Here is an 18,863-nt window from a genome sequence, read left to right on the forward strand (position 1 = left end):
CTATAATGGCACATTGCTTGTTTTATTTAAACGTCGTTATTTTATAAAATTGGTACAATAAAAAAGCAAAGAGCCATTGCCAACGCTCAAACAATTATTACGCCACAAAACCAATCCCAAGCTATGTTACATAATAGAAGTTATAGGAGCAAAAATCCTTTCAATGGTTGCCTACGGCGTTTTATTATATTTTCGTCGCTATAACTGCTATTATGTAAAATATCCGCTATTCCAACGCTCACATCCGAACTTCTAACTACATTTTCAACAAACATTAAACAGTCGAACATTCAAAAGGGTAACGTTAATTTATTATAATATTCGTTATCTCATTCAACTGCACAAAACCATCGTTAAGTCCAAGTATTCCTTACCTCAAGTCTTTGTTTGTTTCATTTCGTTAACAAATATTAATGTCCACTTTTCCCCACCACCCAAGAAATAGGATATAAAAAAATAGGTTTAGAATATGTAGTAATACGCCATAGCACATTACTTTTTATCGTGCCTCAAAAAAGCAATAAGCTATTGTCTAAAAGTCCTGTATAAGTAGCTTGTTTAAATGCTGTTTTATCAAACAACTATTTAAAACGCTACATATACAAACGCTTCATCCAACGCTCAAATACGAACTGAAACCTATTTTTTTAAGTGTTAATTCCCCAGAAAAGTTAAAAGTAAATTGAATCAAGTTTAAACCGATTTGAAATATTAAAATAAAAAAAAATGGCAAATATATGTGGCTACCTCTGCCAACCGCACAAGGCTATAAAGGTCAAGCCCTACGGGTTTTGAATAAAACTTTTTTTCAATACCCTTTTTCTTTTGATTTAGACATTCAACTCAAAAAACTTTTATCCAAAAACCTTGACAGCCTTACCCACGCCACAACAACTATGGCTATCTTTTTTCTTTTCAAAAAAAATAATGGCGCGAAGCGTAGCGAAGCAATTTTAAATTGGATAGCTATGTCAACTTTTGAACTAAAAACACACCAAGTCGGAAAGACTTACTCGAACCCTCATTTTTTCATTCTAAACAAAGGTCTAAACAGCGGAAAACCACTCTTAAAATCCTGTGCTAACTGTTTCGTTGTCACTACTACAACAGAAGAGGTAAAACACACACTTTTTCACTTATCTATGATGTTGCAAATAGGCGGTTTTTACGCTTACTATTTAAAAGGTAGTGTTATTCCGTTTATTTCAATAGATGATTGTAGGAACACTTTGAAAAACAGCTACAGCTCATTGTTTTATGATGCAATTCAGTTGCAAAAACATATTAATATTGTGTCAGCAATTAATAAAAAGGAAAAGGAGCTTCATAAAATTATTTCAAAAATGGCAGATTTGAAAGTATCATATATCCAAAGTTTATTTTCTAAAATGCAAAAAGAAGCAATCTAAAGCAACAAAATCCATATCAAAAGAATAGCATAAAACTTGCCATATATTTCAGCGGAAGGTACAACTTCGTGTTAAGTCCGTACCAAGTCCGAAGAAAATTATGTTTCATTTAAATTATTTATGTTATGGGTAAAATTGCTCAAGGTATTTTAGGAGGTCTTTCAGGTAAGGTTGGTAACGTTATCGGTGGAAGCTGGAAAGGAATTGATTACATTAGAATTAAGCCTTCAAGTGTAGCCAATCCAAGAACTGTTGGTCAAGTAAACCAAAGAACCAAGTTTACTGCCACTTTAGAATTTTTACAGGCTGTAAAGCCTTTTATTAAGTTAGGATATAAAGGGTTAGCTGTTAAGAAAACAGAATTTAATGCTGCAATGTCGTATGTATTGAATAATGCTATTACAGGTACTGAACCTAACTTTGTTGTTGACTATCCGAACGCTTTAGTAAGTCGAGGAGGTTTATCTGGTGTGCTAAACCCAACGACTGATTTAGCAACTGCTGGAGAAGTAACGTTTGGTTGGGATGATAACTCTGCTGAAGGTAACGCAAATGCTACTGACAAGGCGATGTTATTGGTTTACAATCCTTCAAAAAAGGAATCCATTTCTTTACTTGATGGAGCAGACAGAACAGTAGGTTCTCAAATTATTCCAATCCCAACAACTTATGCAGGAGATACAGTAGAGCTATTTATGGCTTTTATTTCTGCTGATGGTAGTCAAGTATCAAACAGTATTTATTTAGGCTCTGGTACAGCTAATTAATGCTTGGTGTTTTTATTTGGAAACCGCTCTAATCGAGCGGTTTTTTTTATGCTATATTTGTTGCTCTATTTATTAATAGTTGTTACTAATCTTCTCTTATTATCCATTTTTTGTATGCTATTTGTTGCCCAAATACAATAGCACCAATGAATACAAGGGTAGTTAAATATTGTATTGGGAAGTAATTACCTTTTTATTTACAATTAAAAGCTATTCTCAACTTCTGCTGCTTGTAGCATTAGATAATATAAATCTGTATTTTTAATAAATGGTTTTAACGATTCACTTCCAGGGCCGTACATAGCCAACTCTACATAATCTGCTGAATGATGCATACTAATCCAGCCTACGGAATTATGTTTTTTCTGTACGTTTCCCAAAACTTCAAAAGGTAAGTGCCTTGGGTTGTACAAACCATTTTCACTATTTAGACCATCATAATAACTTACAATAGATTTAGCTTCTTCGTCTGTTACTGCAAAGTTGTTGGCATAGGCAATTCGCTCTTTAACTTGCGAAACGGTTGAATCTTGGGTAAATCCATTTAAAATCCACTCATTAGAATGTTTGTACGTTTGAATGGAATCAAAATTGTCATTAGCACCTTTTCCATAAATAACACCAGGATTGGCATTACCGTGATCTGTAGTAATAATAACTAATGTGTTTTCATCTTTTTCGGCAAAATCTATTGCAGTTTTTACAGCGTCATCAAAAGCTATTTGATCATAAATTAATGCTGAAATATCATTCCCGTGTGCTGCCCAATCTACCTTGCCGGCTTCAACCATAAGTGTAAAACCATTAGAATGATTTTTTAAATTATCAATTGCTTTTTGGGTCATTTCTGCTAAAGTAGGGTAGGCCGTACTTAAATCACTATCATTATCTCTATCCACACTATAAGGCAAAGAATTTTCTCCAAAAACACCTAAAATGGGCTTATTATTACTTAGATTTTTTAATTGATTTCTATTTTTAGAAATTTGGTAACCAGTATTTTCATAAGCTGTGTACATGTCTTTATTGTCCTTTCGCTTTTGAGAAGAGAAGTATTTATTTCCAGATCCCATTACGACATCAATTTTTTGCTCTAAGTACATTTCTGCTATTTTTTCTTGAGCGTTTCTTGATTTGGAATTAATGCAAAAACCTGCTGATGTTGCATGTGTAGCTGGTACAGTAGTAACAATTCCTACCTTTTTTCCAGCTTTTTTAAATTTTTGCCACAACGGCATAAAATGTTCACCATTAGCACCAACGTTTAGAGAACCATTATTAACACGATGTCCTCCTCCCCAAGACGAGCTAGCAGCTGCAGAATCTGTAACAATAGAACTGGCAGAAGCTGTATCCATTAAGGCACGAGAGACTTTATTTTCGTTATATAAATTAAGCCAATTACTAGAGAAACCCATTTTTCTTCGAAGCATTAAATCTGCCATGTTTAGCGTGCCAATACTCATACCATCACTTACCAACAGTATGATATTTTTCGCCTTTTTATTCTTAAAATTAGTATCTAAACTAGGTGTACTATAAGATGCTAAAGGACTGAGGAACGAAATACCTAAAGCTGTTAAAGTACCGTTTTTGAAAAAATCTCTTCTTTTCATTTTGATTGATTTTTATTTTACTTTTTCAATCGTACAGTCCGACAGAATGTAGATAAGGTGGTTAACATCTTCGCTATTTAATTTTAGAGTACCGGTTACAGAGACAATATCATCAGTTTTTAATTTTGGATTATTTTTTAACTGTAGTTCAACCACTGTTTCTGGTCCTCCCATTCCGCAGAAAAAACACATTGCCATTGGTGCCTTAGATAAAATGTAAAGACCATCTTCTGGCGAAATGTTTAGAAAATAACCTTTCAATTGAACTTTTTTACCATCAAAAGTTTTTATTTCATCTCCAAAGTTTGGATACATAAAATATTCTTCAAATTCAGGAAAGTATTTATCAGTAAACTTTACATCTGCTAAATCTTGCCAAGTAATTTTCTCTTGTGCTATACAAAAGCTAGAACTTAATACCAATAGCACTAATATGAATTTATTTTTCATCAGTTAATATTTTTGAAACATTCATTTTTAAAATTGGAATTACAGCAAATAAAATAGCCACAACCACAACTAGCAATACCCACAAAATGATTTGAAATACATTATAAAATTCTAGAGTCGATGGAATGCTTTGTTGATATTGCTTGCCTAATACATTGAATATATAGAGCAAGCCTAATTGTGATAGCGATACCCCAAACACAATAGCTATAATGCTTGTAATAAAACCTTCTATTGCCACAATTTTTATAAGCTGAAAATTACTTGCTCCATAAGTTCTTAAAAGTGCCAAATCAAAAGCACGTTCTTTTACCATTTTATACAAATTGATAAAAATGATAATGCTAGAAATAAACAATATGATATAAGCAATCCACGAAATGGCTTTTACACCAATACCTGTAAAATTGAAAAGACGTTCCATTTCATATTTAGGAATTGCGGCTTGCATTGCTGTTTTTTCATTGACCTGTCTGGGAATAGTTATTAATCCTATCGGATTTCTAAACTTAACCAACATTGAGGTTATTTGTTTGTTATCCTCTTCTTCGTGGTGATGCTCTTCATCATGATGGTGCTCTTCATCATCGTGATGATGTCCTTCTTCAGCATGACCATCTTCCTCAGAGTGATGATTGTGTACATCCCAAATACTTTCTAATGGTGTTGTAATTAGTCTATCTATGACTTTATGAGTTTGTTCGAATATGCCAACAACAATAAAAGTTTCAGGATGTTCGTGCCCCATATCATCATTAAATCCATGAGAACTTAAAAATGTATCACCTAACTTTAATCTTGTCTTTTGGGCAACATCATAACCTAAAACAGCTTCCATAGGTTTGTTAAAATCTTTTCCTTTAGTGATTTTAACATCATAAAGTTTTACAAAAGCATCAGTTGTTCCTACAATTCTATAACCCTTATAATTATCTCCATACGAAATTGGGACTGCTGTTTTTATAAGTGGATTTCTGGCTAATTTCTTTGCGTCTTTGTATACAATGTTTCCTGTTGGATTATCAATATGAAGTACAGAAGCCAGTACCAACTGCAACGGACTACCTTTTGCACCAACAACCATATCAATATTTCCTAAATTATTTTCAAACTGTTGCTTAACAGACGTATCTAGTTGCTTAATGCTAATAAGCAACGCAATACTTATAGTGAGCGAGAGTATACTTAAAACCGTGTATAAAGGTTTGTGAAACAGATTTTTTATGGAAATTTTCCAAATGTTCATAGCTCAAGTATATTCTTAAACATTGGTTTTACTCTTTGGTCGTGCGTAATAACAATAAGGTTGGCATTATTTAACTTTGATTGTTGTAATAATAATTGCAAAACAATTTTGCAGTTATCATCATCTAAACTTGCTGTTGGTTCATCTGCCAAAATAACTTTTGGTTGATGCACAACAGATAAAGCAATGCCTAACCGCTGTAATTGACCTTCACTTAATTCATTAATTTTTTTGGTTTTACACTCTATTATATTTAACGTTTTTAAAAGATTTTCTATATGAGATTTGTTTTGTTTTTGCTTACTGAAATACAATCTTGCTTGCAGGTTTTCTATAACATTCAATGAACGATTTGCATAATTTTTCTGAAAAACCAAACCAATATGCTTACCAATAAATTGATCTAATTTTTTATTTTTTAAGGTTTGAAGACTAACATTATCAATAGTTACTGAACCTGATTTGGGTTGCAACAAACCTGCAATTAAATGCAGTAATGTGGTTTTTCCAATGCCAGATTTACCCAAAATTAAAAGAGATTCTTCATCTGGTAAATCTATATCTGGAAAATGAAATAGTTCACCATTACTATTATATTGAAATGTTAGATTTTTGGTTTTGATCATTAATTATTACTTTCTATTTTATTAAATGACTTGACTTCATAAGTGTTTTGAGCTTAAATATATTAATTAGCTATTGGCCAAGCATCAGAGATTTGAAAATTTCCACTTTCCCAATCGATTAATTCTTTATCATTTAAAAGACATTGTTCTAGTTGTTTTGTGATGTTCTCAACATCTAAGTATTGACCTATAAAAACCAGTTCAATCTTTCTATCTCCAAAAGGTGTTACCCAGTCAGACTCTATGTGCTGTTGGTTGTTTACAAAAGACGCATAATTAATACGCTCAGAAAATGGCATTGATGCCCACCATACACCAGCAGGATCTGCTTTAATAGATCCACCTGCTGTGCTCCAAATTAATGCTTGGTCAGGTCGTGATGCTAACCAGAATAACCCTTTACTTCTTATAATATTGCTAGGAAATTTGTTTTGAACAAAATCTAAAAAGCGATCTGGATGAAATGGTAGTTTTGTTCTAAACACAAACGATCCAATACCATATTCTTCAGTTTCTGGTATGTGCTCGTTTTCTAATTCTTTAATCCAACCGGCTGAAGCTTCAGCTTTTTCAAAATCAAATAAACCTGTGTCGATGACTTCATTTAAGTTTACTTTTGAATGATTGGTTGGTATTATTTTGGCTTCTGGATTTAGCTTGTGTATAATGTCGTAAAGATTTCTTAAATCAGATTCTTTGACCAAATCGGTCTTATTCAATAAGATGACATTGGCAAACTCTATTTGGTCTGTAAGCAAATTAACTATGGTGCGATCGTCTCCTTCAATATCAGTTAGGTTTCTATCTGTTAAATATTGTGGACTAGAAAAATCTTTCAAAAAATTAAAGGCATCTACTACAGTAACCATAGTATCTACATAGCTAAAGCCACTTAAATCTATTTGTCCGTCTTCACTTTCAAAACTAAAGGTTTGTGCTACTGGAATAGGTTCTGATATACCTGTGCTTTCAATTATTAAATAATCAAATTTTTGTTCTTTGGCCAGTTTTTCAACTTCTACCATAAGATCTTCACGAAGCGTACAACAGATACATCCGTTAGACATTTCTACTAATTTTTCCTCTGTACGAGAAAGTGTATTTTCGTTTTCAACAAGTTGGGCATCGATATTAACTTCACTCATATCATTAACGATAACTGCAACCTTTAATCCTTCTTTATTATGAAGGATATGATTAAGTAACGTTGTTTTACCAGCCCCTAAAAAGCCGCTGAGTACATTTACAGGTAGTTTTTTCATGTGAGTTTTTATTTTATTAAATTAATGTTGATGCGTTGTGTCTTTGGTCTTTAAAAGTCTCCAATTAAAAAAATGTGCAGCAGATACTAATAATGCTCCAACTACAGTAGTAATTACTTCCCAAAGCTCTGTAATTTCAATTCTACCAAGAGCTATAAAAATAAAACCGATGAGCGCTAAAAAGAGAGGTTTAGTTTTACCATGACTATTTTTGTAGCTAGGCCATAGTGATACCAATACAAAGATAATGGCTAGACTAATAAATGACCTTTCTACATATGGATTAGTTAAAAAATGCAAACTACTTAGTGATGAAAATGATATTACTATTGGTATAGCTGCGCAATGAATTGCACAAATTATGGAGCTTGTGATTGCTACAATATCTAAAGTTTTGGACTTAATATTCATACTAAGAATTATTAATATTAATGCAAAAATGTTGCATTAGAAAATTTAATTAAAAATAGTTTCATAGCATTTATATTTTATTTGTAAGATTAAAAAATAAAAAAAGCAGCCTTAAATAGCTGCTTTTCAAATTTTATAATAATTAATTATTAGTTTTCTACGATGCTTAGTTCATCAACAATATGAGTTGCGCCAGCATATTTATCTATAAGCCATAGTACATATCTGATATCTACATTAATAGTTCGCTGTAAATTAGAATCGAAGATTACGTCACCAGCCATAGCTTCTATGTTACCATCAAAAGCTAAACCAATTAATTCTCCTTTACCATTTAAAACAGGTGAACCAGAATTTCCGCCTGTAATATCATTATCTGATAAAAAGTTTACAGGTAATTCTCCCTTGCTATTGGCATATCTACCATAATCTTTCTTTTTGTATATGTCTAACATATCTTGAGATAAATCAAACTCACTATCATTTGGTTTGTACTTTTTAACCATACCTTTTAAGGTTGTGTAGTTATTAATACTTGCATCATTTGTAGGATCTTTAGGTAGAGCTCTTACTTTACCATATGTTAAACGTAATGTTGAGTTTGCATCTGGATATCTGATATCACTTAATCCAGATTTGCGTAACCCATCTACTAATAATCTAAATGATTTCTGAAAATCATTTTCTGGTTGAACTAAATCTTCTGGTTGTTCTCTGTATTTGTCTAAAAGTTGTGATGATAATAAAAACAAAGGATCATTAACTAAGAGCTCTTTGTTAGGATATTTTAAGAAGGCTTCGGCACGTTCTTTTGAAGTGAAAATGCTTAATTCGAAAATTGAATTTACATAATCTGTAAAATCACCGTCTTTGGCAATATTAGCAACTATTTCTGGTAATTGATAATTAGATTTTGAAGCATACAGTTTTAGTTGTTCTGCTAAAACTTCTTTTTCTAAAGGCAAGTGGTAATTGGTGTAACTGCTTTCGATAAACGCGTTTAATCTTGGCATTAAATTTTTACGAGCAGCCTCGTTAGCATCGACGTAAGATTCTAATCCTTTACCAATTCTATAAGGTAAAATAGTAAATTTACTAGAGCGTAACAATGTCATTAAGTAATTATCGTGCTGTGCTTTATTATTTGTAAGGCTATAATAGTTATTGATGTTAGAAATAACGTTGCCATAAGTTGCTTTATTAGCTTTTTTATTGGCCCATTTGTTAAATTTATTTTCTACCTTACGTTTGGTTTCAGCAGTTTTATGAGCTGTTAGTGCATCTATCATGCCTTGTCTATTTTTCCAATAATTGGCAATTCCAGCATATTTTGAAGCATACATTAGGTTGATTGAAGCATCTTCATCCATGTACTTTTTCATTACATCCATACTCAATTTAGAGGCTTCTACCCAAGCAGGATAAGCATAATTGACATTTTGCTCTATACCTTCAGCAGGCATCCAACGGTTTGTTCTACCAGGATAACCTAAAATCATAGCAAAATCATTTTCCTCAACACCGCCAATATTTACAGGTAAGTGATACTTAGCTTTTAGCGGTACATTGTTTTCTGAGTATTCTGCAGGATTGCCATCAGCATCTGCATAAACTCTAAATAAAGAGAAATCACCTGTATGTCTTGGCCATTCCCAGTTATCTGTGTCTCCTCCATATTTTCCAACCTTATCTGATGGTGTTCCGACTAATCTTACATCTTTGTAATCTTCGTAAACAAAGTAGTAAAACTCATTCCCTTGATAAAACGAGCGTACAGAAACCGTATATTTACCACCTTCGTTATTTTCTTGTTCTATTTTAGCTATTTCTTTGTTAATGGCAGCTTCTCTTTCTTTTTCTGTCATTGTATCATTAACTTGAGATAAAATACGCTCAGATACATCATCCATTCTTACAAAGAATCTTACGTATAAACTTTCTGGTTTAAGTTCGTCTTGTAAAGTTTTAGCCCAATAACCGTTTTTCAGATGGTTTTTTTCTTCTGTAGAAAGTTCTGCGATTGCATCGTAACCACAGTGGTGATTAGTTAATACAAGTCCGTTTTCTGAAATAATACTTGCTGTACAACCTCCATTGAATTGTACAATGGCATCTTTAAGACTTTGATTATTAATGCTGTATATTTCTTCAGCAGTTAATTGAAGTCCCATTTTTTGCATATCGCGCTCATTTAAGCGTTTAATATGCATTAAAAACCACATGCCTTCGTTAGCAAATAATGTTGCTGGAAGTGTCATTAAAAAAGCAAATAGTAGTAAGCTTGTTTTTTTCATAAAATAGTTAGATTAATGATAATAAGTTTTGTTAGATTTAAATTCAAAATTCTATTTTGGATAGCTGCTGAGAAGACTAATTTTTAAATTAGGTTAGCTTTTATCTCTATGTGATTATCGAATTAAAAAATCAAATTTGTTTGTAAAAATAATTAAATATTAATTATTGCAACATAGTTGCGGTTAAAAATCTTTAACCAGTTCTACTTCACAAGTTCATTTTTGATTACTACATACCATTACCATTTATGAATCAGAGTAATATATCAAGACTTAACATTACTTAAATTCTTTTAATATTCTCCAAATTAGGTACTTTTTATTATTAAACACACCACTGCTAATATTAGTAGATTTAGCATATTTCATTTTTCCCAAGCCATCTATTTTCATCAACAAAAACATTTATTAAAAGGTAAAAAGTTGAATTAAAAATCTATGGGATAAATTATGAATATTCTGTAGTACAGAAAAAATAAATAAAAATAGATGGGCATCATCTGTTTGTTTGTAATGCAATTACTACATTGTAACAATTGTTACGCATATAAGGGGAGTTCTCTATTAGTTTTGAGATCTCACTAACTAAATTATTTATGGATTTAAATCAAATTTTAGGCTATATCGGAGCTTTATTTATTGGAGTTGTTCTTGGGCTTATAGGTGGTGGAGGCTCTATTTTAACCGTTCCTATCTTGGTCTATTTACTATTTGTAAATCCTGTTACTGCAACAGCCTACTCCCTTTTTGTAGTTGGTGTTTCTTCTTTGGTTGGTGCCATTAGAAATATACAAAAAGGCTTAGTGGATTTTAGAACAGCCATTGTTTTTGCTATTCCAGCCTTTATTGCAGTATACATTACCAGAAAATATTTGATGCCTGCAATCCCTGATGAACTGTTTAGTGTTGGAGACTTTTTAGTAACAAAGAATATAGGTATAATGATATTTTTTGCTATCGTTATGCTTGTTGCATCTGTATCCATGATTAAGAACAAAAAGGCTAAAGCAGTTTCTGATTCCGTAATAGTTTTTAACTATCCTTTAATTGTTACTGAAGGTGTAATCGTTGGTGTTATAACAGGAATCGTAGGTGCTGGAGGTGGATTTTTAATTATTCCAGCTTTGGTGTTATTGGCCAAACTACCAATGAAAAAAGCTGTAGCCACATCGTTACTTATTATTGCCATTAAATCATTGATTGGTTTTATTGGTGATGTTGAAAATTTAGACATTGACTGGATATTCCTTTTAATTTTTACATCAATATCTGTAGTCGGTATATTTTTAGGGATTTACCTTTCTAATTTTATTGAAGGTAAAAAGCTAAAAAAGGGCTTCGGATGGTTTGTGTTGGTAATGGGTATTTACATTATTTATAAGGAATTAACAATGTAACTTTTGTTACAACTCAATTTTTTAAATATTAGTAATTTAAGTGAAATTTATTCACATTAACCAAAATAATTATGAAAATAGAACAGATTTATACAGGATGCTTAGCTCACGCAGCATATTACATTGAAAGCAATGGTGAAGCTGCAATTTTTGATCCATTACGTGAGGTTCAACCTTACATTAATAGAGCCAAAATGGATGATGCAAAAATCAAATACATTTTTGAGACGCATTTCCATGCGGATTTTGTTTCTGGTCACTTAGATCTAAAAGAAAAAACAGGTGCTAAAATTGTATTTGGTCCAACTGCAAAGCCTAATTATGAAGCTATAGTTGCAGAAGACAATCAGATTTTTGAAGTAGGAGATTACAAGGTAAAGGTTATTCACACGCCAGGTCACACAATGGAAAGTACGACTTACTTACTCATAGATGAAAACGGTAAAGAGCATGGTATTGTTACAGGAGATACCTTATTTATTGGTGATGTAGGTAGGCCAGACTTAGCACAAAAGGTCATTGCTGAACTTACTCAGGATAAGTTAGCATCTTTGCTATACGATTCCTTGCGCAATAAAATAATGCCGTTGAGTGACGATTTAATAGTGTATCCTAATCACGGTGCAGGTTCTGCTTGTGGTAAAAACATGAGTAAAGAAACTACTGACACACTTGGTAACCAGAAGAAAACTAATTACGCACTTAGAGCAGACATGACCAGAGAAGAGTTCATAGAAGAACTTTTAGACGGTTTAACAGAACCGCCAGGATACTTTCCTCAGAATGTACTAATGAATATTAAGGGTTACGAGAGCTTTGATAAGGTTATGGATAAGGCTCAAAATCCGTTATCACCAAAAGCTTTTGAAGCTGCTGCAAACGAAACCGAAGCTATTGTATTGGATGTTCGACATCAATCAGAGTTTGTTATAGGACACATTCCACGTTCTGTTTTCATTGGTATCGATGGTAATTTTGCACCATGGGTAGGAGCATTGATCGTAGATGTTACCCAGCCCATATTATTAGTTGCACCAAAGGGCAGAGAAGAAGAGGTGATTACCAGATTATCTAGAGTTGGATTTGATAATGTTGTAGGCTACTTGGATGGAGGTTTCGAAGCTTGGAAAAATGCTAATATGGAAATCGACACCATAACTTCAATTCCTGCTGAAGAATTTGCAAAAGATTTTGAGGATAAAAAAGATGTTGTTTTTGACGTTAGAAGGGAAGGTGAGTATATTGCCGAACATGTAGATGGAGCTAAAAACACTCAACTAGATTATTTAAATAATTACCTAAGCGAATTCCCAGAAGATAAAACCTTCTATGTGCATTGTGCTGGCGGATATCGCTCAGTAATTGCCGCTTCAATATTAAAAAGTAGAGGAATTCATAATTTGGTGGATATAGCAGGCGGTTATGGCGCCATTAAAAAAACAGACATCCCAAGAACGGATTATGTTTGCCCTTCAACTTTAAAATAAATCCATAGTTTAATTAGTTAAGCATGTGCTATATATAGCACATGCTTTTTTTGTGTAACATAGGTTACCCTTTGCCAAAAATTTAACTACTAATTTTATAATGTTTATTAAATTAATTCTTAAAACTATTCTTATGTCATTTTTCGCTTCATTATTTGGTTCTAAAACATCACAAAGCGATGTTATAAAGTTATTATTACCAGAAGAATTTAAAGCGCAGGTTGAAAACAAAAATGTGCAATTGATAGATGTCAGAACACCAGCTGAGTTTAAAGGTGGTCATATAAAGGGTGCAAAAAACATAGATTTTTTCTCTGGAAAGTTCAACGTTGAGTTTAATAAATTGAATAAGGATAAAGCAGTCTATGTATACTGCCGAAGTGGAAGTAGAAGTAGACAAACGTCTAAAAAGTTAGAAGCTATGGGGTTTACTGAAATTTATGATTTAAAAGGCGGAATAATTAATTATTAATGAGTCACTTATGAAATATACTGTAGTACTTTTGGCATCTATTTTTATTTTGAGTTGTAATAACTCTGATAAAAAAGAATTATCGGCATTTGAAAAATCTAAGTTGGCTAATAGTCATCCAGGCAAAAAATTGATGGAAACCAATTGTTACGTTTGCCATAGTCCAACAGCTAGCCACGACGATAGAATTGGGCCGCCAATGGTAGCCATAAAAAGACATTATATTGATGATTCAACTACAAAAGAGCAATTTATTGCAGACATGCAAGCTTGGATAAAGAATCCAAACGAAACCGATGCTAAGATGCGTGGCGCTGTAAGACGCTTTGGAGTTATGCCAAAACAAGCTTTTCCAGAAGAAACCATTGAGAAAATTGCAGATTATATGTATGATTTTGAGATCGATCAACCAGAATGGTTTGAAGAGCATTTTAATGAAGAAAAAGGGAAACACAACGGAAATGGTCAAGGTAAAGGTAAAGGCATGGGACATGGTAAAAGAAAACATAAGCAACAAGCACAAACCAACTACCAAGATTTACCTTATGGTGAAAGAGGTCTAAAGTATGCTTTAACCACAAAAGCTGTGTTGGGTAAAAACCTTATGGGTACAATTCAAAAAAAAGGAACATTAGAAGCCTTAGAGTTTTGTAATGTTAGAGCATATCCATTAACCGATAGCATGGCAGTGGTTCATAATGCAAGCATAAAACGTGTAAGCGACAAACCTCGAAACCCAAAAAACAAAGCCAATTCAGAAGAGTTAGAATACATCAAAACATTTAAAACATTGGTTGAAGATAAAAAAGAAATTAGTCCAATAGTAAAAGAAACAGAGGACGATGTTCGTGTATATTACCCAATTGTAACAAATACAATGTGTCTTCAATGTCATGGCAAGCCAGAAACTAATATTAAACCAGATGTTTTAAAATCATTATCTTTACTATATCCCGAAGATAAAGCCAAAGGGTATTCCGAAAATCAGGTAAGAGGTATCTGGAATGTATCTTTCAAAAAGAATTAAAATAGTAATGAGCAAGTTTTCAGAATTAATCAATAAAGACAAATTGGTCCTTGTAGATTTTTTTGCAGAGTGGTGCGGACCATGTAAAATGATGACACCTATCTTAAAGCAAGTAAAAGATAATCTTGGTAACAGAGTCTCTATTATAAAAATTGATGTTGATAAAAATCAATCTTTAGCTGCTAAGTATCAGGTTAGAGGAGTGCCAACCCTAATGTTGTTCAAAAATGGTGAGCAAGTATGGCGACAATCTGGTCTGCTTCAAAAAGACGACCTTATAAATATTATTACCGGTAACGACTAAAATTCAACTAAGTCGCCTAAAAAAAAGCCTACTTCTTTTTTCGATTTAATAGGCTAAACATTACAATAGATAATATTTTTTTCTAATCATTAATCAAAGAGGTAATATTTTGCGTTTAACGTAAAAAACTAATTAAATTTTTAATCATTAATCGATTAAGAGAGTGTTTGTGTAACAATAGTTACATTTTTTAAGTTAAAACCCTTTAATTTTAAACGGATTGATATTTAACTAACACTAACTAAATCTAGTACATTTCATGAAATCTCATTATCAAATATTAGTAATTGGTGGAGGTACAGGAGGCATTATGACTTCTGCCAACTTATTAGCCAAAGATAAATCATTAGACATCGGTTTAATAGAGCCAGCTGAGTGGCATTATTACCAACCAGCATGGACGCTTGTAGGTGGTGGAGCCTACGATTTTGAAAACACAAAACGACCAATGTCTACTGTTATGCCAAAAGGTGTGGATTGGATTAAAGATTATGCAACAGGTTTTAATCCTGAACAAAATTCGGTATCGACAAAAGAAAGTGGTGATATTACTTACGATTATTTAATTGTATCTCCTGGATTGGTAATGGATACATCACTCATAGAAGGTTTAACAGAATCTTTAGGAAAAGGTGTAGTGTGTAGTAATTATACGAACCCAAAACATACATGGGAAGTTTTAAGAAATTTTAAAGGCGGTAATGCAGTTTTTACACAACCTACAACACCAATTAAATGTGGTGGAGCACCACAAAAAATAGCATATTTAGCAGCTGACTATTTTAAAAAGAATGGTCTTAAAAATAAGAGTAATGTGGTTTTTGCAACACCTGGTTCTGTAATTTTTGGAGTTAAGGAAATTAGAGAGAGTTTAATGCAGGTTATTAGTAAATATGGCATTCATTTTAAACCATTTTACACACCAGTAAAAATTGATGGCGAAAACCAAATGGTAACTTTTAAAGGTGTTGGTACTGGTGAAAATAAATGCGTAATTAATGAAGATAATGAACTAAGAGAAGTGATGTCTGGTGAGCAAATTATTGAAATGCCATTCGATATGCTTCACTTAGCGCCACCTCAAACTTCACCAAAATTTGTAAAAGAATCATCGTTAGTTAATGATGCAGATTGGTTAGATGTAGATATACATACATTACAGCATAACAAATATCCAAACATATTTGGTTTAGGTGATGTGGCAGCATTACCAACTGCAAAAACAGGTGCAGCCATACGCAAACAAGTGCCTGTAGTTTCTGATAATATTCGTCAGTTAATTGCTTACGATAAAAAAGGAAACAAATCTTATAATGGCTATTCTTCTTGTCCGTTAGTGACAGGTTATGGTAAAATGATCTTAGCCGAATTTGATTATGACAATAATTTTATTCCAGATCCTAAATTAAAACAAATGTTAGTCTTTAACAGTGAGAAAGAGCACTGGAGATTATGGATGCTAAAAAAATATGGATTACCTTATTTATACTGGAATAAAATGATGAAGGGAAAAGAGGTGTAGCCATCCTCTTTAAGTTTGATGAATAGCCACTGATAGCATCTTTTTTTTTGAGATGCTTTTTTTATTTACTGACAAAAGTCATCTTTAGTTTAAAATTTTGAAGCTACTTTAGCTTTTGTAAATGATAAATAGTATAACCAATGAACAACTCTTTACTAATATACGATCACAGCAACGGAGTAATAATGATTGCAGTGTTTGCTTTAGTCTGCGTAATTTTAGTAGGCGTACTTATTAATTTTATGACAAGCGGAAAAAAGAAAAGCGACAGCAACGAAACTAACTAAACTAATTTAACTTTATGTATTGCATGGTTTTTAAGCTGTGTAATATTTTGAAATTCTTCTTGAATTTTGGGCTAAAAAAAGAGGCTTGATTATAAAAATCGAGCCTCTTTTTATTGTTATAACTAGGTTAAGTTTAGAATCTATATTGTAGAAATGCTGAAAAATTACGACCAGGTTCAGTAATTGGTACTCGACCAAAATCAGCCTGATTGGTAAATGAGAAATTGAGATGATTATTATAAGCTTCATCAAAAACATTCAATACTGCAACTCCTAAAGTAAAATTCTTAAAAGCATTAATACCAATACGTGCATCTAAAGTTTGATAGCCATTAGTAGTAGTTTCACCAAAACTTTCTGAAATATTATTTTGCTGAGATACTAAGTTGTATTGTAGGTTTGCCCAATACTTTTCTTTTTTAACACCAGCTGAAAAACGCGTTGTAAAAGGAGGTGTAAGAGGTAAAGACTCATTTAAATCTTTGTTTTTTGCATACACATACGCAAATTCACCTTTTACAAAATAGTCATTAAGAAAATCTAATTCGGCTTTAGCTTCAAAACCTGTTTTATATGCCTCATCGAGATTTCTAAACACTTTAGCATTTTGAGGTAGTGCCATTGGCATAAACTTACGATCTAAAGTTTCATCTACAACAGCAGCAATATAGTTTTCAAAAAATGAATAGTAAAATGATGCTTCATACTTAAAACCATCAAAGCCATTTTTTAGAGGTTCATAGCCTTTAAAACCGATTTCAAATTGGTTATTAACTTCAGCGTTCAAGTTAGGGTTTCCAACATACTCAAAAGGATCTTGACCAACATTGAAATGATTAATAAAACGCTCTATCATATTTGCAGACCGTACACCACGACCATAAGCTGCTTCTAGTGTAAAGTTATCCGAAACGATTTTCTTAACAGAAACGGTAGCACTTATGTTATGCTCTGTCCGTTTCTCTAAATCATACATGGCTTCAAAATCGGCTTCAGGATCTTTAATGTCTGAAACAACGTTGTCATATCTAATACCAGCTGTTAGAATTGTACTTGGACTAACACTGTATTTAGCTTCAGTAAAAACACCTAAATCATTGATGTATGAATCTTGCCATACCTTGTCTGTAAATAGCATTGGTTCTGGTAGCATATTTCCATTCATCATTTTTACTAAACGTTCTCTATTACCATCTCTGGCAACATTAAGCACATCGATACCAGAAAAAATGTTTAAACTCTCTACAGGTTGCCAATGTAATTCTACTTTACCACCAGTCGTAACAGCATCAACATTAGACGCTGCTTCCATCATATTAAAAGATGGCCTGTTTGTATTTGTCATTAAATGATCTACATAGCTGTAGTAGGCCTTTGCATTTACAGATTTAATGATTTTACCAATATTATCTAGTTTATAGTCTAGCGAGATAATACTACTGTTGTCATAGTCTGTATCCATAGGTAAGGCAGCATGCAAAACATCTCTACCAAAAGACTGTCTCCAGTGAGCCTGCAAACGTTGGTTATCAGAAAAGTTATAACCAACTTTTACACCATAATCGGTACTTCTAAAAGACGATGGAATTTCTGTACCATCACCATCTTCATAATTACCAAAATCTCTGTATCCAGCATTAGCGACAATATCATATTTTTCTTGTATGTATTGAAATTGAGCCATATTCACTAAAGAATTACCGTTGCTTTCGTAGCCTCCAGAAATTTTGCCATGTAAGCCATAATCTAAATAATTTGGTTTTTCGGTCACCATGTTAATGACTCCGCCAAACGTAGCACCGTATCTAACAGTGTAAGGTCCTTTTATGATTTCAATTTTTGAAATTTCTTCAGGAATAATATGTGTTGTAATAGGATCCATTCGGTTTGGACAAGCATGCATCGCTTTAGTTCCACCATCATATTGAATATTAAGCTGTTCGTATTGAGACGCTCTAAACGATGGGTCAATGGCATAATTACCTCGTTTTATAGAAGAAAATCCAATAATATTATTGAATAAATCTGCTACATTTTTGGGCTGTACAATATTCTCTACATATTTGTTGGACACTATTGTTAGCACAGGATCTGTATTTTTATTTCCTGTAACTATAACCTCATTTAGCTTTGTTGTTTTTTTATTTAAGGTGTCTTTCTCTGTTTCTTTTTGAGCATAAGACACAGCAGTGAGTAGTACACATAACAGTGTACTATACAATGTTTTCATTTATGGTATAATTATAATTTTTAAAAAAAATAAGGGTAGATATCATCTACGTTTAA

Annotated in this window: 17 protein-coding genes; 9 read left to right on the forward strand and 8 right to left on the reverse strand. The window is 32.6% G+C overall.

The genetic code is table 11. From position 1 onward, the window contains the following. Positions 1-968 precede the first annotated feature (968 nt). Together FC091_RS11655 and FC091_RS11660 are read left to right on the forward strand one after the other, a co-directional pair. Positions 969-1,409 (forward strand): DUF6943 family protein, encoded by a 441-nt coding sequence (locus tag FC091_RS11655; protein ID WP_038507644.1) that lies wholly within the window; start codon positions 969-971, stop codon positions 1,407-1,409. A 125-nt stretch (positions 1,410-1,534) separates the two neighbouring features. Then, the gene (locus FC091_RS11660) at positions 1,535-2,176 is read left to right on the forward strand and encodes a DUF6266 family protein (RefSeq protein ID WP_013622785.1); all 642 of its coding nucleotides are present in this window, start codon (positions 1,535-1,537) and stop codon (positions 2,174-2,176) included. Positions 2,177-2,379: 203 nt separating this feature from the next. On the opposite strand, the gene FC091_RS11665 is transcribed toward FC091_RS11660, so the two are convergent. The 7 genes from FC091_RS11665 to FC091_RS11695 form a co-directional block, all read right to left on the reverse strand. After that, positions 2,380-3,792 carry an alkaline phosphatase gene (locus FC091_RS11665; RefSeq protein WP_138434448.1) on the reverse strand — a complete coding sequence of 471 codons (1,413 nt, stop codon included), beginning with the start codon at positions 3,790-3,792 and terminating at the stop codon, positions 2,380-2,382. 12 nt (positions 3,793-3,804) lie between these two features. Next, entirely contained in the window at positions 3,805-4,242 is a 438-nt protein-coding gene (locus FC091_RS11670) for a hypothetical protein (RefSeq protein WP_138434449.1), read from the reverse strand. Then, entirely contained in the window at positions 4,232-5,488 is a 1,257-nt protein-coding gene (locus FC091_RS11675) for an ABC transporter permease (RefSeq protein ID WP_138434450.1), read from the reverse strand. The genes FC091_RS11670 and FC091_RS11675 overlap by 11 nt, the downstream gene beginning before the upstream one ends. Next, positions 5,485-6,114, reverse strand: a complete 630-nt coding sequence (locus FC091_RS11680; protein ID WP_138434451.1) for an ATP-binding cassette domain-containing protein — start codon at positions 6,112-6,114, stop codon at positions 5,485-5,487. Before FC091_RS11680 ends, FC091_RS11675 begins: the two co-directional genes overlap by 4 nt. 62 nt (positions 6,115-6,176) lie before the next feature. Further along, positions 6,177-7,376, reverse strand: a complete 1,200-nt coding sequence (locus FC091_RS11685; protein WP_138434452.1) for a GTP-binding protein — start codon at positions 7,374-7,376, stop codon at positions 6,177-6,179. 21 nt (positions 7,377-7,397) lie between these two features. Further along, entirely contained in the window at positions 7,398-7,787 is a 390-nt protein-coding gene (locus FC091_RS11690) for a MerC domain-containing protein (RefSeq protein ID WP_138434453.1), read from the reverse strand. Between the two features lie 149 nt (positions 7,788-7,936). Further along, on the reverse strand, positions 7,937-10,081 hold the full coding sequence (locus FC091_RS11695; RefSeq protein ID WP_138434454.1) for a S46 family peptidase: 2,145 nt from the start codon (positions 10,079-10,081) through the stop codon (positions 7,937-7,939). A 596-nt stretch (positions 10,082-10,677) separates the two neighbouring features. Here FC091_RS11695 and FC091_RS11700 point away from each other — a divergent pair. From FC091_RS11700 to FC091_RS15230, 7 genes are all read left to right on the forward strand, one after another. Further along, the gene (locus FC091_RS11700; protein WP_138434455.1) at positions 10,678-11,478 is read left to right on the forward strand and encodes a sulfite exporter TauE/SafE family protein; all 801 of its coding nucleotides are present in this window, start codon (positions 10,678-10,680) and stop codon (positions 11,476-11,478) included. 71 nt (positions 11,479-11,549) lie between these two features. Continuing rightward, positions 11,550-12,965 carry an MBL fold metallo-hydrolase gene (locus tag FC091_RS11705; protein ID WP_138434456.1) on the forward strand — a complete coding sequence of 472 codons (1,416 nt, stop codon included), beginning with the start codon at positions 11,550-11,552 and terminating at the stop codon, positions 12,963-12,965. A gap of 133 nt (positions 12,966-13,098) precedes the next feature. Next, entirely contained in the window at positions 13,099-13,437 is a 339-nt protein-coding gene (locus FC091_RS11710) for a rhodanese-like domain-containing protein (protein ID WP_138434457.1), read from the forward strand. Positions 13,438-13,447: 10 nt separating this feature from the next. Beyond that, positions 13,448-14,464 carry a c-type heme family protein gene (locus FC091_RS11715; RefSeq protein ID WP_138434458.1) on the forward strand — a complete coding sequence of 339 codons (1,017 nt, stop codon included), beginning with the start codon at positions 13,448-13,450 and terminating at the stop codon, positions 14,462-14,464. A 7-nt stretch (positions 14,465-14,471) separates the two neighbouring features. Continuing rightward, positions 14,472-14,768, forward strand: a complete 297-nt coding sequence (trxA, locus tag FC091_RS11720) for a thioredoxin (protein ID WP_138434459.1) — start codon at positions 14,472-14,474, stop codon at positions 14,766-14,768. 259 nt (positions 14,769-15,027) lie between these two features. After that, positions 15,028-16,290, forward strand: coding sequence for an NAD(P)/FAD-dependent oxidoreductase (locus FC091_RS11725; RefSeq protein WP_138434460.1), 1,263 nt, complete (start codon positions 15,028-15,030; stop codon positions 16,288-16,290). A 140-nt stretch (positions 16,291-16,430) separates the two neighbouring features. Next, the gene (locus tag FC091_RS15230) at positions 16,431-16,577 is read left to right on the forward strand and encodes a hypothetical protein (protein WP_171032516.1); all 147 of its coding nucleotides are present in this window, start codon (positions 16,431-16,433) and stop codon (positions 16,575-16,577) included. Between the two features lie 133 nt (positions 16,578-16,710). Here FC091_RS15230 and FC091_RS11730 read toward each other — a convergent pair whose 3' ends face one another. Beyond that, complete coding sequence (locus FC091_RS11730) at positions 16,711-18,807, reverse strand: TonB-dependent receptor (protein WP_138434461.1); 2,097 nt, start codon at positions 18,805-18,807, stop codon at positions 16,711-16,713. Positions 18,808-18,863 lie beyond the last annotated feature (56 nt).

This window comes from Winogradskyella algicola (assembly GCF_005869935.1).
GTDB lineage: Bacteria > Bacteroidota > Bacteroidia > Flavobacteriales > Flavobacteriaceae > Winogradskyella > Winogradskyella algicola.

Coding starts and splice junctions, on each gene's coding strand:
- FC091_RS11710 (WP_138434457.1), top strand. CDS start 13,099: ATGTCATTTTTCGCTTCATTATTTGGTTCTAAAACATCACAAAGCGAT.
- FC091_RS15230 (WP_171032516.1), top strand. CDS start 16,431: ATGAACAACTCTTTACTAATATACGATCACAGCAACGGAGTAATAATG.
- FC091_RS11660 (WP_013622785.1), top strand. CDS start 1,535: ATGGGTAAAATTGCTCAAGGTATTTTAGGAGGTCTTTCAGGTAAGGTT.
- FC091_RS11665 (WP_138434448.1), bottom strand. CDS start 3,792: ATGAAAAGAAGAGATTTTTTCAAAAACGGTACTTTAACAGCTTTAGGT.
- FC091_RS11685 (WP_138434452.1), bottom strand. CDS start 7,376: ATGAAAAAACTACCTGTAAATGTACTCAGCGGCTTTTTAGGGGCTGGT.
- FC091_RS11680 (WP_138434451.1), bottom strand. CDS start 6,114: ATGATCAAAACCAAAAATCTAACATTTCAATATAATAGTAATGGTGAA.
- FC091_RS11655 (WP_038507644.1), top strand. CDS start 969: ATGTCAACTTTTGAACTAAAAACACACCAAGTCGGAAAGACTTACTCG.
- trxA (WP_138434459.1), top strand. CDS start 14,472: ATGAGCAAGTTTTCAGAATTAATCAATAAAGACAAATTGGTCCTTGTA.
- FC091_RS11675 (WP_138434450.1), bottom strand. CDS start 5,488: ATGAACATTTGGAAAATTTCCATAAAAAATCTGTTTCACAAACCTTTA.
- FC091_RS11725 (WP_138434460.1), top strand. CDS start 15,028: ATGAAATCTCATTATCAAATATTAGTAATTGGTGGAGGTACAGGAGGC.
- FC091_RS11705 (WP_138434456.1), top strand. CDS start 11,550: ATGAAAATAGAACAGATTTATACAGGATGCTTAGCTCACGCAGCATAT.
- FC091_RS11715 (WP_138434458.1), top strand. CDS start 13,448: ATGAAATATACTGTAGTACTTTTGGCATCTATTTTTATTTTGAGTTGT.
- FC091_RS11690 (WP_138434453.1), bottom strand. CDS start 7,787: ATGAATATTAAGTCCAAAACTTTAGATATTGTAGCAATCACAAGCTCC.
- FC091_RS11670 (WP_138434449.1), bottom strand. CDS start 4,242: ATGAAAAATAAATTCATATTAGTGCTATTGGTATTAAGTTCTAGCTTT.
- FC091_RS11700 (WP_138434455.1), top strand. CDS start 10,678: ATGGATTTAAATCAAATTTTAGGCTATATCGGAGCTTTATTTATTGGA.
- FC091_RS11695 (WP_138434454.1), bottom strand. CDS start 10,081: ATGAAAAAAACAAGCTTACTACTATTTGCTTTTTTAATGACACTTCCA.
- FC091_RS11730 (WP_138434461.1), bottom strand. CDS start 18,807: ATGAAAACATTGTATAGTACACTGTTATGTGTACTACTCACTGCTGTG.